General features: G+C 60.4%; 13 protein-coding genes. 11 read left to right on the top strand and 2 right to left on the bottom strand.

Annotated elements, in window-relative coordinates; genetic code table 11:
• Positions 1-24: 24 nt before the first annotated feature.
• The gene (xerC, locus tag AOA59_RS22860) at positions 25-939 is read right to left on the bottom strand and encodes a tyrosine recombinase XerC (protein WP_065930024.1); all 915 of its coding nucleotides are present in this window, start codon (positions 937-939) and stop codon (positions 25-27) included.
• A 120-nt stretch (positions 940-1059) separates the two neighbouring features.
• Entirely contained in the window at positions 1060-1878 is an 819-nt protein-coding gene (locus AOA59_RS22855) for a M949_RS01915 family surface polysaccharide biosynthesis protein (protein ID WP_099489154.1), read from the bottom strand.
• A gap of 472 nt (positions 1879-2350) precedes the next feature.
• On the opposite strand from AOA59_RS22855, the gene arnC reads away from it, so the two are divergent.
• From arnC to AOA59_RS22805, 11 genes are all read left to right on the top strand, one after another.
• Positions 2351-3385: an undecaprenyl-phosphate 4-deoxy-4-formamido-L-arabinose transferase gene (gene arnC, locus AOA59_RS22850; RefSeq protein ID WP_056860018.1), complete on the top strand. Its 1035-nt coding sequence runs from the start codon at positions 2351-2353 to the stop codon at positions 3383-3385.
• Positions 3382-5373: a bifunctional UDP-4-amino-4-deoxy-L-arabinose formyltransferase/UDP-glucuronic acid oxidase ArnA gene (gene arnA, locus AOA59_RS22845; RefSeq protein ID WP_099489153.1), complete on the top strand. Its 1992-nt coding sequence runs from the start codon at positions 3382-3384 to the stop codon at positions 5371-5373. The genes arnC and arnA overlap by 4 nt, the downstream gene beginning before the upstream one ends.
• A complete protein-coding gene (arnD, locus tag AOA59_RS22840) occupies positions 5373-6257 on the top strand; it encodes a 4-deoxy-4-formamido-L-arabinose-phosphoundecaprenol deformylase (protein ID WP_099489152.1) in 885 nt (294 codons plus the stop codon). Before arnA ends, arnD begins: the two co-directional genes overlap by 1 nt.
• Positions 6254-7909, top strand: a complete 1656-nt coding sequence (gene arnT / locus AOA59_RS22835; RefSeq protein ID WP_099489151.1) for a lipid IV(A) 4-amino-4-deoxy-L-arabinosyltransferase — start codon at positions 6254-6256, stop codon at positions 7907-7909. Before arnD ends, arnT begins: the two co-directional genes overlap by 4 nt.
• Positions 7906-8253: a 4-amino-4-deoxy-L-arabinose-phosphoundecaprenol flippase subunit ArnE gene (gene arnE, locus AOA59_RS22830; RefSeq protein ID WP_056860014.1), complete on the top strand. Its 348-nt coding sequence runs from the start codon at positions 7906-7908 to the stop codon at positions 8251-8253. The genes arnT and arnE overlap by 4 nt, the downstream gene beginning before the upstream one ends.
• Positions 8250-8663 carry a 4-amino-4-deoxy-L-arabinose-phosphoundecaprenol flippase subunit ArnF gene (gene arnF, locus AOA59_RS22825; RefSeq protein WP_069787501.1) on the top strand — a complete coding sequence of 138 codons (414 nt, stop codon included), beginning with the start codon at positions 8250-8252 and terminating at the stop codon, positions 8661-8663. The genes arnE and arnF overlap by 4 nt, the downstream gene beginning before the upstream one ends.
• Positions 8660-10039, top strand: a complete 1380-nt coding sequence (locus AOA59_RS22820) for a UDP-glucose/GDP-mannose dehydrogenase family protein (RefSeq protein ID WP_065930018.1) — start codon at positions 8660-8662, stop codon at positions 10037-10039. Before arnF ends, AOA59_RS22820 begins: the two co-directional genes overlap by 4 nt.
• 4 nt (positions 10040-10043) lie before the next feature.
• Complete coding sequence (locus AOA59_RS22815; protein ID WP_065930017.1) at positions 10044-11666, top strand: glycosyltransferase family 39 protein; 1623 nt, start codon at positions 10044-10046, stop codon at positions 11664-11666.
• Between the two features lie 231 nt (positions 11667-11897).
• On the top strand, positions 11898-12122 hold the full coding sequence (locus tag AOA59_RS32100; protein WP_371919088.1) for a type VI secretion system contractile sheath small subunit: 225 nt from the start codon (positions 11898-11900) through the stop codon (positions 12120-12122).
• Between the two features lie 164 nt (positions 12123-12286).
• On the top strand, positions 12287-13000 hold the full coding sequence (locus AOA59_RS22810; protein ID WP_099489150.1) for an HPP family protein: 714 nt from the start codon (positions 12287-12289) through the stop codon (positions 12998-13000).
• A gap of 117 nt (positions 13001-13117) precedes the next feature.
• Positions 13118-14221 (top strand): enoyl-CoA hydratase/isomerase family protein, encoded by a 1104-nt coding sequence (locus tag AOA59_RS22805; RefSeq protein ID WP_065930015.1) that lies wholly within the window; start codon positions 13118-13120, stop codon positions 14219-14221.
• Position 14222 lies beyond the last annotated feature (1 nt).

Below are 14222 nucleotides of genomic sequence, written 5' to 3'. Positions count from 1 at the left end.
CCAAAATCTTTGCTGTGTTCAGAACTACAAATCAAACCGGTCCACCGCCCGGCGCCGCTCGTTGTCATCGCGCACGTCATAACTGGCGGTGGTCTGGATATTGGTGTGATGCGCCAGTTTCTGCGCAATCGATAGATCGTGTTCTTCAATCACCCGCGTGATAAACGAGCGCCGAAAGTCATGGGGCATGATCTTCACGCCCACCTGCTCACCGCGTTGACGGGCGATGTAGTAAATCGCGTGCTTGGTGATGCGTTCACGGGTGATATGGCTGCCACGGCGGATACGGTTGAACAGGAAGCTATCGTCCTGCTCGCCTTCCTTGAGTTGCTCGCGACGAAACGCCAGCCAGGCCTGCAGCTTGTCAAACGCCCAGGCCGGGGCGTACTTGATCAGTTCTTTGTTGCCTTTACCAATCACCCGCAGGCTGCGTTCATCGAAGTTGATCTGCGCCAGGTCCAGGTTCACCGACTCGGACTTGCGCATGCCTGAACCATACAAAATGCCGATCACGGCGGCATCCCGCAGGCCTTGTGGGCGTGGGTCGGCGGCACAGACTTCCATCATTTCGCGGATCAGGCTGCGGCGCAGGTTACGCCCCTGGCTGAGGCGCGTGCCCGGAGTGGCCTTGACCGAGCGCATTTTCAACAGATGATCCTGGCTGATCAGGCTCATCCGCCAGGCCTCGTTCATCACCCCGCGTACCGCATTCACATACAGCGACGACGTGTTCGGCGCACAACCGTCCTCGCGCAAGGCGCCGACCAGGGCAATCACCTGTTCGGGTTGCAGCAGGTGCCAGTCGATCTCTTCCAGGTTGATGTCTTCATAGCCCAGGCGGTCGGCGGCATCTTGCAGCACGTAGCGCATGGTCAGTTGGCTGGAGGGCGCCAAGCGGGTGAGGTAAAGGGTCAGTGGGTTGCGGATAGACTCAGTCAAGGTAGATCAGCCTTTGGATTAAATACCTCGCTCAAGCCTTTGTTTAATCGAGGTATTTAGTGAATTGGCGAAGGCCGAGTCTAACCCGGGACCGGGCCTGGCACCAAATCGCGACACACATCACGGGGCTGATTCGTCGTCCTCGGTCGGGGTTTCGCCCTGAGGCTGCGCCTGGGATTGGCTCCAGTCGGCGTCCTGTTTCTGCATCAGTGCAAACCAATGCTGACGCATGAACGCCAGGTAGCTGTCCGGCGCCTTGGCAAAGTCACTTTCATCGCCGTAACAGCCCGGCAGCGGCAACTCGGTGCCCTGCTCCTTGTACTGGCTGACCAATGCCTGCTGCGCGGCAACGCTGCAGTCGGTAGGCAGCGGCATACCCCGCAAGGCACCGGCATCCTCGTCCCACCAGCTTGCGCCGACGCGATCGACACCGCGCAGGCGGTACTTCTGCGACTTGCCCACATGCATGATCAGCTTGAACTCGCGCGGGCTGACATCACTGGTGCAGGTGCGCGAATAGCCCACCGTGGCCTGGGTAATGCCATCACCGGCAAGGTCAGTGACCTTGGTTGCCGTCATATCAAAACGCAGCCCTGCGTCGAATTCGCAATGCTGCACATCGTCATAAAGCATCCAGACCCGCTTGGGGCGGTCGCCGCCGAGCAGATACTGGGCCGCGTAGACAAACGCCGATTGGGTGCCGTCATCATCGCGTTCGCTGACCTGCTCGGCGAGTACCAGCAAGTTCTTGCCCTGGTGGTCATCCCAGGTATAGGCCGCGACCTGTTTGCCACGCACTTCCACGCCGTCCGGCAACTGCTCGACGCTGGTCAGCGCCACGCCATCGTCGGCTCGAACGGTGGTGACACAGGCCACCGCCATCAACACGCCCATCAATGCAGGCCGCAACTGGCCGCGCAAAATCCGCACACTATTCATCCGACTACCCTGGCAAGAGATGGCTTACTTTACCGGCACTTGAGGGCCAATGCAGAGAAGTTTGTTGAATTACCCTGTGCGTGAGCGCAACGGTGCAGAATCCATCGCGGTTTTGCCCGCAGAACCAATCCCCAGGCGCCTCAGCGGTTTAGCTGAACCCTACCTGTCTACCTGTCAAATAAACGAGTTTTTCATCCGCCTTTCATATTCGTTCAACAATTTTCCGCTTAATCTTGGCCCCAGGACTTGAGAACGAACCGCGTCTTCCCCGACTAACCTGTTGATTACGCTTTACCTTTAGTAGTTTTCGTCTTTAATCTGCTAACCCATGGAAGAAACCGTTGCCCGTCCTCAGGAAAGTCGAATGAATGCCGCATACCCACGCTACGTTGTTTAATCTTTCGGCGTTGTTTATCGATGGATTACTGCTGTTTTCACGCTCCAATTGTTCTAGCCCCGAGGTCATGAATCTTTGAAACCCTACCCTATTCATTGCGTGTCGATCGTTATCCCGGTCTACAACGAACAAGAGAGCCTGCCTGAATTGCTGCGTCGCACCACCGCAGCTTGCAAGCAACTGGCTTACGAATACGAAATCATCCTGGTGGATGACGGTAGTCGCGACAATTCCGCCCAATTGCTGGAAGACGCTGCCGCAGAAGACGGCAGCAACGTAGTGGCGGTGATCCTCAACCGCAACTATGGCCAGCACGCGGCGATCATGGCCGGCTTCGAGCAGTGCCGTGGCGAGGTGATCATCACCCTCGACGCCGACCTGCAGAACCCACCCGAAGAAATCCCGCGCCTGGTCGAGCAAGCCGCCCTGGGCTACGACGTCGTCGCCACCGTGCGTAACAACCGCCAGGATTCGGCCTTCCGCCGCTGGCCTTCGCGCCTGATCAACCTGGCCGTGCAACGCTCCACCGGCGTGGCCATGACCGACTACGGCTGCATGCTGCGCGCTTACCGTCGCACCATCGTCGACGCGATGCTGGCCTGCCGCGAGCGCAGCACCTTCATCCCGATCCTGGCCAACGGCTTTGCGCGCCACACCACCGAGATCCTGGTGCACCACGCCGAGCGTGAGCATGGCGAGTCCAAGTACAGCGCCATGCGCCTGATCAGCCTGATGTTCGACCTGCTCACCTGCATGACCACCACCCCGCTGCGCCTGCTGAGCATCGTTGGCTTCAGCCTCGCGGCACTGGGCATGCTGTTTGCCTTTGCGCTGGTGTTCCTGCGTTTGGTGTTCGGCGCCGAATGGGCCGGTTCAGGCATGTTCGTGCTGTTCGCGGTGCTGTTTGTGTTCACCGGCGGCCAATTCATCGGCATGGGCCTCTTGGGCGAATACCTGGGGCGCATGTACAGTGACGTGCGTGCCCGTCCACGGTTCTTTATTGAAAAGGTGCTGCGTAACCAACCCGCAGAACCGGCTCCGGTCGTCGTCGTCGACGGCCTGGCAACTTCCCACTCTCCTACTTCTCCTTCCGATCAGGTTTCGTCATGAATTCAAAAGCTGTTGTCTTCGCTTATCACGATATTGGCTGTGCAGGTATTGAAGCCCTGCTGACCGCCGGCTACGACATTGCTGCCGTGTTCACCCATGCCGACGACCCCAAGGAAAACAACTTCTACGGCTCCGTCGCCCAACTCTGCGCCCGTAACGGCATCCCGGTGCACGCACCGGAAGACGCCAACCACCCGCTGTGGATCGAGCGTATTGCCAAGCTGAACCCGGATTTCATCTTCTCGTTCTACTATCGCAACCTGCTGAGCGAAGCCCTGCTGGCCACCGCAAAAAAAGGCGCGTTCAACCTGCACGGTTCCTTGCTGCCTAAGTACCGTGGCCGCGCTCCGGCCAACTGGGTGCTGGTCAACGGTGAAACCGAAACCGGCGTGACCCTGCACCGCATGGTCAAGCGTGCCGACGCCGGCGCGATCCTGGCCCAGCAAAAAGTCATCATCGACCGCACCGACACCGGCCTGACCCTGCACGCCAAACTGCGTGACGCGGCCACCAACCTGCTGCGCGATGCACTGCCACAGCTGGCCCAAGGCAAATTGGCCGAAACCGCCCAAAACGAAAGCCAGGCCACCTACTTCGGCCGCCGCACCGCGGCTGATGGCAAGCTGGACTGGAAAAAGCCGGCTGAAGAACTGTTCAACCTGGTTCGCGCGGTGACCCAACCGTACCCGGGCGCATTCTGCGCCGTCGGCGAGCACAAACTCATCGTTTGGCAAGCTGACGTGGTCAAGGGCAACGAAGGCCTGGCGCCGGGCCGGGTGATCAGCGTCAACCCGCTGCGCATCGCTTGCGGTGAAGATTCCCTGGTGGTCAAGTTCGGCCAGCGCAACGAAAACGGCCTGTACCTGGCCGGTCCTTCCCTGGCTGACGAACTGGGCCTGGTCGACGGTTCCGTACTGCGCGGCGCCGAGTCCGGCCGCAAGCCACGTCGCACCCGTGTACTGATCCTGGGTGTTAACGGCTTTATCGGTAACCACCTGTCCGAGCGCCTGCTGCGTGACGACCGTTACGAAATCTACGGCCTGGACATCGGCTCCGACGCCATCGAGCGCCTGCGCAGTCACCCGAACTTCCATTACGTGGAAGGCGACATCAGCATCCACTCCGAGTGGATCGAGTACCACATCAAGAAATGCGACGTGGTCCTGCCGTTGGTGGCCATCGCCACGCCGATCGAATACACCCGTAACCCGCTGCGCGTGTTCGAACTCGACTTCGAAGAAAACCTGAAACTGGTTCGCTACTGCGTCAAGTACAACAAGCGCGTGATTTTCCCGTCGACCTCCGAAGTCTATGGCATGTGCCAGGACCAGTATTTCGACGAAGACACCTCCAACCTGGTGGTCGGCCCGGTCAACAAGCAGCGCTGGATCTACTCGGTCTCCAAGCAACTGCTGGACCGCGTGATCTGGGCTTACGGCGACAAGGGCCTGAACTTCACCCTGTTCCGTCCGTTCAACTGGATGGGCCCACGCCTCGACCGTCTGGACTCGGCACGTATCGGCAGCTCCCGTGCCATCACCCAGTTGATCCTCAACCTGGTGGAAGGTACGCCAATCCGCCTGTTCGACGGTGGTGAGCAGAAGCGTTGCTTCACCGACATCGCCGACGGCATCGAAGCCCTGGCCCGCATCATTGATAACGACAACGATGTCTGCAACGGCCAGATCATCAACATCGGCAACCCGGAAAACGAAGCCAGCATCCGCCAGTTGGGCGAAGAACTGCTGCGTCAGTTCGAAGCTCACCCGCTGCGCAGCAACTTCCCTCCGTTCGCCGGTTTCCGCGACGTAGAGAGCAAGGCGTTCTACGGCACCGGTTACCAGGACGTGGCACACCGCAAGCCAAGCATCGAAAACGCCAAGCGCCTGCTGAACTGGGAGCCGACCGTTGAGATGAGCGAAACCATCGGCAACACGTTGGACTTCTTCTTGAAAGAAGCCATGCTCGAAATCGCGGACAAGAAGTAATGCAGGCAGGCTTGCGAATCGACGTCGACACCTACCGTGGCACCCGTGAAGGTGTGCCGCGGTTGCTTGAATCCCTGGATGAAGCCGGGGTTAAAGCGACGTTCTTCTTCAGTGTCGGGCCGGACAATATGGGGCGCCACTTGTGGCGCCTGATCCGCCCGCAGTTTCTGTGGAAGATGCTGCGTTCCAATGCCGTCGGTTTGTATGGCCTGGATATTCTCCTGGCCGGCACCGCCTGGCCAGGCAAGCCGATCGGCCGTGACCTGGGGCACTTGATGCGCCAGGCCAAGGCTGCCGGCCATGAAGTCGGCCTGCACGCATGGGACCATCACGGTTGGCAAGCCAATACCGGGCGCTGGAGTGACGCACAGCTGGTCGAGCAGATCCGTCGAGGCGTGGACACCCTGAGCGACATCCTGGGTGAGCGCATCGACTGTTCAGCCGCCGCCGGCTGGCGTGCCGATGAGCGCGTGGTGCAAGCCAAACAAGGTTTCAACTTTCGCTATAACAGCGATTGCCGGGGCACCAGCCTGTTTCGTCCGACCCTGGACGATGGCAGCGCGGGCACCCCACAAATTCCGGTAGACCTGCCGACCTTCGACGAAGTCGTCGGGCCGGTAGTGGCTGCCAAAGATTTCAACGGCTTCATTCTTGACCGGTTCGCCGAGTCGAAGCTCAACGTTTATACGATCCACGCAGAAGTAGAAGGGATTCTGATGGCTGAAGATTTTCGCCAACTGCTCGCCCAGGCCGGGCAGCGCGGCATCGACTTCAAACCCTTGGGCGACTTGTTGCCCGCGGATGTCTCCACCCTGCCCCAGCAACAGCTGGTGCGCGGCGCGCTCAGCGGCCGTGAGGGTTGGCTCGGAGTGCAAAAGGCATGATCCGGCGCTGGGCATTGCCCCTGCTCCTGTTGGCGTTTGGCGTGTTTTACCTGTTGCCCCTGGCCAGCCATGGCCTGTGGATCCCGGATGAAACCCGCTATGCGCAGATCAGCCAGGAAATGCTGCTGACCGGCAAGTGGGCCTCGCCACACTTCATGGGCATCCGCTACTTCGAGAAACCCGCTGCGGGCTACTGGATGATCGCGCTGGGCCAGGCGATTTTCGGGCAGAACCTGTTCGGCGTGCGCTTTGCGTCGGCCTTGAGCACCGGGCTGAGCATCCTGCTGGTCTATCTGGTCTCGCGCCGGTTGTGGAACGACCCGCAAAAAAGCCTGGTCAGCAGCGTGCTGTACATGAGCTTTGTCAGCGTGGCCTTGCTCGGCGGTTACGCCAACCTGGACCCGCAATTCACTTTCTGGGTAAACCTGACGGGCGTGGCCCTGTGGTTTTGTTTCGACAGCACCACGCGCAACGGCCGCTTGGGGGCCTGGGCCTTGCTGGGTTTTGCCTGCGGCATGGGCTTTATGACCAAAGGCTTCCTGGCCTGGCTGCTGCCGGTGCTGATCGCCCTGCCCTACGCGATCTGGCAGAAACGCTTTCGTGAGTTGCTGGGCTATGGCGTGGTGGCCGTGGTCGTCGCCATTGTCGTCAGTCTGCCCTGGGCACTCGCCGTGCACCTGCAAGAGCCGGACTACTGGAACTTCTTCTTCTGGCACGAGCATATCCAGCGCTTTGCCGGCGATGACGCCCAGCATGCCGAGCCGTTCTGGTTCTACCTGCCGCTGATGGTCGCGTTCTCGTTGCCATGGATCGCCCTGCTGCCGTCCACGGTCAAACAGGCCTGGCTGGAAAAGCGCCTGCCCAAGACTGCGTTCCTGCTGCTGTGGCTGTTGATGCCCCTGGCGTTCTTCAGCCTGGCCAAAGGCAAGCTGCCGTCCTACATCATGCCGTGCCTGCTGCCATTGGCCTTGCTGATGGGCTCCACTCTCAGCGACAAGCTGACCAAGGGCCATGGCCGCGCTTTGCGCATCAACGGCTGGTTGAACCTGGCTATTGGGATCGTGGCGCTGCTGGCCATCAGTTGGTTCCAATTGAAGAAGCCGGTGTATGAGCCGGGCCAGGAAACTTTCAGCCTGGTGCTGGTGTTCACCTTCCTGTTCGGCTGGATCCTGGTCAACCTGCTGCAAGCGGCGCGCCCATTGAAACTGTGGGCTGCGCCGGTCATCGGCAGCTGGTTGCTGGTGGCCCTGGTGCCGGCCGCCCTGCCCCATTCGGTGGTTTATAACAAAACCCCGGACCAATTCATCATCGACCACTTGCCCGAACTGCAACCGACTACCGCCCTGCTCAGCAATGACCTTGGCGCTGCATCGGCGTTGTCATGGCGCCTGGGTCGCCCGGATGTTGCGCTGTACAACACGATCGGCGAGGTGAAATACGGCATTGCCTATCCGGACACCGCCTATCGCAAGGTCGGCACCGCCGACGTCCAGCAATGGATGAGCGAAGCGCGTAAAAAAGGCTCGGTTGGCGTGGTCATGCGGGTCAAGGGCGACGATGAAGTAGCCGAAGTGAACCTGCTGCCCCAAGACGGCAAGCGCTACGAGCAAGGCAATATCGTCATCCTGATTTTCCCACAGGCTGCGCAATGATCACTTTGCTTCTCCTGTTGGGCGCCTGTCTGCTCACCTGCATGGGCCAGGTTTCGCAAAAGTTTGCGGTGGAAAGCTGGCGTGACCAGCCAGACGGTTGGGCGCCCAAATTGCGCTCGCCGTGGCTGTGGTCGGCGCTGGTGTGCCTGGGCCTTGGCCTGCTGGTATGGCTGCTGGTGTTGCAGCGCCTGGAAGTGGGCATCGCCTACCCCATGCTCAGCCTCAATTTTGTGCTGGTCACGCTGATGGCGCGGTTTGTCTTCCATGAACACATCGATGGCCGTCACTGGCTGGGTGTCGCCCTGGTGATCGGTGGCGTAGTGCTGCTGGGGCGTCACGTATGAGCCGCGCGCAAGGGTTTGCCCTGGCTTTGGGCAGTGTCGGCCTGGTCAGCGCGGCCCAGTTGGGCATGCGCTGGAGCATGACGCGCCTGCCATTGCCGACCGAATGGTTGAATGCGTTCAACAGCAACGCCATTGATCTGGGCGCCCTGGGCGTGGTGATCCTGGCGATTATCGCCTATGCGCTGTCGATGCTGTGCTGGCTTGGCGCGCTCAAACACCTGCCCCTGGGCCGCGCCTATTCGCTGCTAAGCATCAGCTACGCGCTGGTGTACCTGCTGGCCGCCAGCCTGCCGGTGTTCAACGAACATTTTTCGCTTTCAAAAACCCTGGGAGTGGCCTTGGTCATTCTCGGTGTTCTGGTTATTAACTCTCGTCGTGCTAGCGTTGCAAGCCCCAGGAATGCCCCATGAAAATCAGTGTATTTGGTAGCGGTTACGTCGGTCTGGTACAGGCCACCGTATTGGCCGAAGTCGGTCACGATGTGATCTGCATGGACGTGGACAAAAGCAAAGTCGAGTCGCTGCAAAAAGGCCACGTAACCATCTTCGAGCCGGGCCTGGCGGCCATGGTCAAGGAAAACCTGGAAAGCGGGCGCCTGCACTTTACCTTTGACGAAAAACTCGCTGTAGAACACGGTGAAGTCCTGTTTATTGCCGTGGGCACGCCATCGGACGAAGACGGTTCGGCCGACCTCAAATACGTGCTGTCTGTGGGCGATGCCGTGTCCCGCCATCGCGTGGAGCCGGTGATCCTGGTGGAAAAATCCACCGTGCCGGTCGGCACTGGCGACACACTGCGCGCCCATATCGAAAAAAACCTGCACATTGCCGGTCGCCACCTGGCGTTCGATATCGTCTCCAACCCGGAATTTCTCAAGGAAGGTTCGGCCGTTGCCGACTGCCGTCGCCCGGACCGCATCATCATCGGCTGCGAGCGCGAAGAGGTGCGTGAAGTCATGCGCGACCTCTACGCGCCGTTCAACCGTAACCATGACCGCATCATCTTCATGGACCTGCGCAGCGCCGAACTGACCAAGTACGCCGCCAACTGCATGCTGGCCACCAAGATCAGCTTCATCAACCAGATCGCCGAGCTGGCCGAACACCTGGGCGCCGACATCGAAGCCGTGCGTTTGGGCATCGGCGCCGATTCACGCATCGGCTACCACTTCATCTACCCAGGCTGCGGCTACGGCGGTTCGTGTTTCCCTAAAGACATGCGCGCCCTGATCCACAGCGCCAGGGAAGCCAACTGCTCCAGCGACCTGCTCGAAGCCGTTGAAGCGATCAACCAGCGCCAGAAGAGCAAGCTGTTCGAACGCATCAACGCTTACTTCAAGGGCGAGCTGCAAGGCAAAACCTTCGCCTTGTGGGGCCTGGCTTTCAAGCCCAACACCGATGACATGCGCGATGCCCCAAGCCGCGTACTGATGGAAGCCCTCTGGGCGGCCGGCGCCAATGTCCGTGCGTTCGACCCCGAAGCCATGCAGGAAACCCAGCGCATCTACGGTGACGAGTCGCGCCTGACCCTGCTGGGCACGCCGGAGTCGGCCTTGAGCGGCGCCGATGCGTTGATCGTCTGCACCGAATGGCAGCAATTCAAGGCGCCGGACTTCGAACTGATCCACGCCCGCCTGAAAAACCCGGTGATCTTCGACGGTCGCAACCTGTACGACGGCGAGCGCCTGGCGCGCAAAGGCTTCAAGTATTTCCCGATGGGCCGTGGCGACTCCTGCGAGCTGCCGATTCCCCAGCAAAACTGGGTCGCGCCAGCCAAGGAAGCCTAAAGACGTGAACAAAGCTCAACCGCCGCTGCTTACAGCAACGCTGCGCAACCAGTCGCTGGGGCTTGGGCTCCTGGCGCTGGTGCTGTTTATTGTCGGCAACTGGCACCAGGCAATCATCGGCTTTGACTCGCGCTTTGTGGTGTTTGCCCAGGAAATGCTGCGCCATGGGCCAAGTTTTTTCCCCACCACCTATGGCCAGCCTTACGCTGACTACCTGGCGACCTCGACCCTGCTGACCTGGCTGTTGTCCTTGCCGTTCGGCGAGGTCAGCAGCCTGACGGCGTGGTTGCCCACGTCCATCGCCTCGGCGCTGATCGTGGTGCTGGTGTATCGCCTCACGGCGCCCTACTCCACGCGTTGGGGCCTGCTCAGCATCGCGATGTTGCTGCTCAGCAGCACCTTTATCAGTGAAACCCGCGCGGTATCGCTGGACCAGATGCTCGCGGCCATCGCCTTGACGGTGTTCTACCTGGGCTATGCCCATGACCACTTCGGGGCGGCCAAACGCTTGCATTGGCTGTTCTTGCTGCTGATCCTGGGCTTTGCGGTGCGTGGGCCAATCGGTCTGGTGATCCCCACCGGGGTGCTGTGCAGCTACTACCTGATCAACCGCCAATGGCGCCAACTGTTCACCTTCGGCTTTATCGCCCTGGCCGTGCTGGCGGCGTGTGTCGGCCTGTTGCTGCTGTTGGCCAAGCTCAGTGGTGGCGAGGACTTCATGCAGGACGTGATCCGCATGCAGTTCCTGGGCCGCATGGACGGCACCGAAGGTTCCAGCGGCGTTTTGTATTACTTCACCAGTTCCATGGGCAACTACGCGCTGGCCTATCCACTGGCGTTGCTGGTGCTGCTGGCAGTCGCCATCGGCGGTCGCCGGGCACCCGACCCGGCACTGAAACTGGTGCTGTATTGCGCCGCGGCGGGTTTGCTGGTGATGCTCGGCCTGTCGGTCCCTCAGGCCAAGAAGGCACGTTACATCCTGCCGATGCTGCCCATGGCGGCGATTATTGCGGCCTATCCGTTCCAGGTCAGCCAAGGGCGGTTGTTCGCCTGGCTGCGCGGCTTGATGCTGGGCATCTGGACGCTGCTGCCAGCGCTGCTGGTGATCGGGCTGGTGGTGGCGCGCAAGCGTTACCCGGCGCAATTGGACAACCTCGGGTTGATCTTCGGAGCACTGGGTGTGCTTCAAGTCGTGGCCTTGCTGTCACTGCTCAAGGTGCGTCTACGTCCGCTGGGGCCTGCACTCGCGGCGGTGCTGGCGCTGTGGTCGACCTACATTGTGGTAGTCGAACCGCTGGAACGCACACTCTACGACACCCGTACCTTCAGCCTCGGTGTCAAAGAACAGATCATGCAGCAACCGGCGCCGGTGGTTCTGCACGGATTAGGCAAAGATGCAAAAGCCATCAAGTTCATGGTCAACTTCAACTGCGATAAGGTGCCGCTGTTTACCCAGTCGGCCGCCGACCTGGCGCCGCTGCAAGGCCCGGCGTGGCTGGTGATGAGTGCTCAGGACTTCGAAAAACTGCAGGATCCGCGCTTGCGTTCGATCACGCCGACGCTCACCGGGGAATTCGACAAAGACCCGTATGTGTTGCTCCACCTGGAGAAAGTCAGCGCGCCGTAATTACGCTGACAGCGGTCTGACGGAAACGGCGCCCACTCCTTCGAGAGTGGGCGTTTTTCGTTATAACCGCCCGGAAAGCGCCTACACAGCTATGCGTAAACGCTGGCGCACTTTGCCTTCCGATGCCCGGAACCCAAATGTAGACTCCTTTTTCATGTGCGTTAACTATCTACTACCGGGCGCAGTCAGCCTTCCACGCACACCGACCTGCTTGATCAAAAGGGCAATGCCGTGCCAGAAGACCTGTTGCTTATCCCTGCGCCGAGGCTGGATCGATTGATGGCGTTGCGCGACGCCTTGGTGGCATTGAAGGGGCCGCTGGCCGACGACCCTGCACTGCAGGAGAACCTGCAAAGACAGCTGTTCAATGAAGAGACGGACAGTCGTGTACTCGGGTGCATCTGCACGCCACTGCCGCAACCGACGCATCGCATCATCTATAACGAGGGCAACTAACTGCATAATTTTTGCATTTAACCTTCATTAATATGCATTGGCGCCAGGGCAGCAAGCTCGGCACACTGCTCAGGTTCCTCCCCCAACTGTTGGAACGTTCAAAGGGCTTATCCGGGCAACCAGGCGAGCCTTTTTTTTCGCCTGCTGCTTTATGGATCGTGTCGATGCTCGCTCGCTGGTTACCCGCTGCAATCAATACCCGCCCCGCCGAATGGAGCCGCGCCGCGATTGGCATGGCCTTGGGCACGCTATTAAGCGTCTGGGTGTGTGCCCAGGTATTCGGTATGGAAGTCGCCTTGCACCTGCTCGGGCCGCTCGGTGCATCGGCGGTGTTGCTGTTTGCCGTGTCGTCCGGTGCGCTGGCTCAGCCGTGGTCGATTATCGGCAGCTACTTGTGCGCCGCCGTTGTGGCCTTGCTGGTGGCACGGGTACTTGGCCGCACATTGGGCAGCGCTTGCCTGGCGGCGGGCATGACTGTGGTCTTGATTTGCTGGCTGCGCTGCCTGCACCCGCCCGCCGGAGGCCTGGCGATGACGCTGGTACTCGCAGATCCGGCCTCCATTGCTCTGGGTTGGCAGGAAGTAGGCCCAGTGATGCTCGGTGCGGGCGCGCTGCTGGCCTGTGCACTGGCCTATAACAACCTGACACGTACGCGTTACCCCAAAGGTGCAGTCGAGCCGCCTGCCATCGTCTTGGGCAACGCCGCGCCGCTGACCGACGCGGCCATCACGGCAGCCGATCTTAAGCTGGCCCTGGCTGACATGGAGCAGTTCTTTGATGTGGAGCCCACCGAGCTGGAACAACTGATCCACGCGGCGCAAGGCCATGCCCGGCGCCGTAGCATCGTCGAAGTGCTCGGCAGCCGCAGCGCTGCATAAATGCAAAAACGACCTGCATGATTCCGGGTTGTACTGGGCAAATTTGCACTGGTACGATCGCGAGATGGTTCGTACGCGAACATCTTGATAAAGAACAATAAAAGCAGGGAGTTAGTGATGACTGCTCAGGTTTCATCCGAAGCAAGCCAGGCCGTAATTCTTCAAGACGAGGTACTGGCTGAAGTCCGCAACCATATCGGCCACCTCACCCTTAACCGCCCCGCCGGTTTGAATGCCATCACCCTGGACATGGTCCGCAGTCTGACCACGCAGTTGCAGACCTGGGCGGATGACCCGCAGGTGTATGCCGTGGTGCTGCGCGGTGCCGGTGAAAAGGCGTTCTGCGCCGGTGGCGATATTCGCTCCCTTTACGACAGCTTCAAGCAGGGCGACAGCCTGCATCAGGACTTCTTCGTCGAGGAATACGCCCTCGACCTGGCGATTCACCATTACCGCAAACCCGTGCTGGCGCTGATGGACGGGTTTGTTCTCGGCGGCGGCATGGGCCTGGTGCAAGGCGCCGACTTGCGTGTGGTGACCGAGCGCAGCCGCCTGGCGATGCCGGAAGTGGCCATCGGTTATTTCCCGGACGTGGGCGGCAGCTATTTCCTATCGCGCATCCCTGGCGAGCTGGGGGTTTACCTTGGCGTCACCGGCGTGCAGATTCGCGCCGCCGATGCGCTGTATTGCGGGCTGGCCGACTGGTGTATCGACAGCGCCAAACTCGCCGAACTCGACCAGAAACTCGACCGCCTGCAATGGCAGGATTCGCCGCTCAAGGACCTGCAAGGCGTACTGGCCAAGCTTGCGGTTCAACAATTGCCCGACGCCCCACTGGCCGCGCTGCGCCCGGCGATCGACCACTTCTTCGCGTTGCCGGATGTGCCGAGCATGGTCGAGCAACTGCAGCAAGTCACCGTTGCCGACAGCCACGAATGGGCGCTCACCACTGCCAGCCTGATGCAGACCCGCTCGCCGCTGGCGATGGCCGTGACCCTGCAGATGCTGCGCCGTGGCCGACGCTTGTCGCTGGAGCAGTGCTTCGCGTTGGAGTTGCACCTGGATCGCCAGTGGTTTGAACGCGGCGACCTGATCGAGGGGGTTCGCGCGCTGATCATCGACAAGGACAAAACCCCGCACTGGAACCCCGCGACGGTCCATGAACTGGACGCCAGCCATGTCGAGAGCTTCTTCAGAAACTTCACGCAGAGCGAGAAATAAG

It is taken from the genome of Pseudomonas sp. 2822-15, assembly GCF_002742515.1.
Classification (GTDB): Bacteria; Pseudomonadota; Gammaproteobacteria; order Pseudomonadales; family Pseudomonadaceae; genus Aquipseudomonas; species Aquipseudomonas salomonii.
This window is presented reverse-complemented; position numbering and strand designations above follow the sequence as displayed.

What these genes read in the sequence shown, in the direction of transcription:
- arnD (WP_099489152.1), top strand. Translation starts at nt 5,373, where the DNA reads ATGCAGGCAGGCTTGCGAATCGACGTCGACACCTACCGTGGCACCCGT.
- AOA59_RS22855 (WP_099489154.1), bottom strand. Translation starts at nt 1,878, where the DNA reads ATGAATAGTGTGCGGATTTTGCGCGGCCAGTTGCGGCCTGCATTGATG.
- AOA59_RS22810 (WP_099489150.1), top strand. Translation starts at nt 12,287, where the DNA reads ATGCTCGCTCGCTGGTTACCCGCTGCAATCAATACCCGCCCCGCCGAA.
- AOA59_RS22805 (WP_065930015.1), top strand. Translation starts at nt 13,118, where the DNA reads ATGACTGCTCAGGTTTCATCCGAAGCAAGCCAGGCCGTAATTCTTCAA.
- arnF (WP_069787501.1), top strand. Translation starts at nt 8,250, where the DNA reads ATGAGCCGCGCGCAAGGGTTTGCCCTGGCTTTGGGCAGTGTCGGCCTG.
- arnA (WP_099489153.1), top strand. Translation starts at nt 3,382, where the DNA reads ATGAATTCAAAAGCTGTTGTCTTCGCTTATCACGATATTGGCTGTGCA.
- arnE (WP_056860014.1), top strand. Translation starts at nt 7,906, where the DNA reads ATGATCACTTTGCTTCTCCTGTTGGGCGCCTGTCTGCTCACCTGCATG.
- AOA59_RS22820 (WP_065930018.1), top strand. Translation starts at nt 8,660, where the DNA reads ATGAAAATCAGTGTATTTGGTAGCGGTTACGTCGGTCTGGTACAGGCC.
- arnT (WP_099489151.1), top strand. Translation starts at nt 6,254, where the DNA reads ATGATCCGGCGCTGGGCATTGCCCCTGCTCCTGTTGGCGTTTGGCGTG.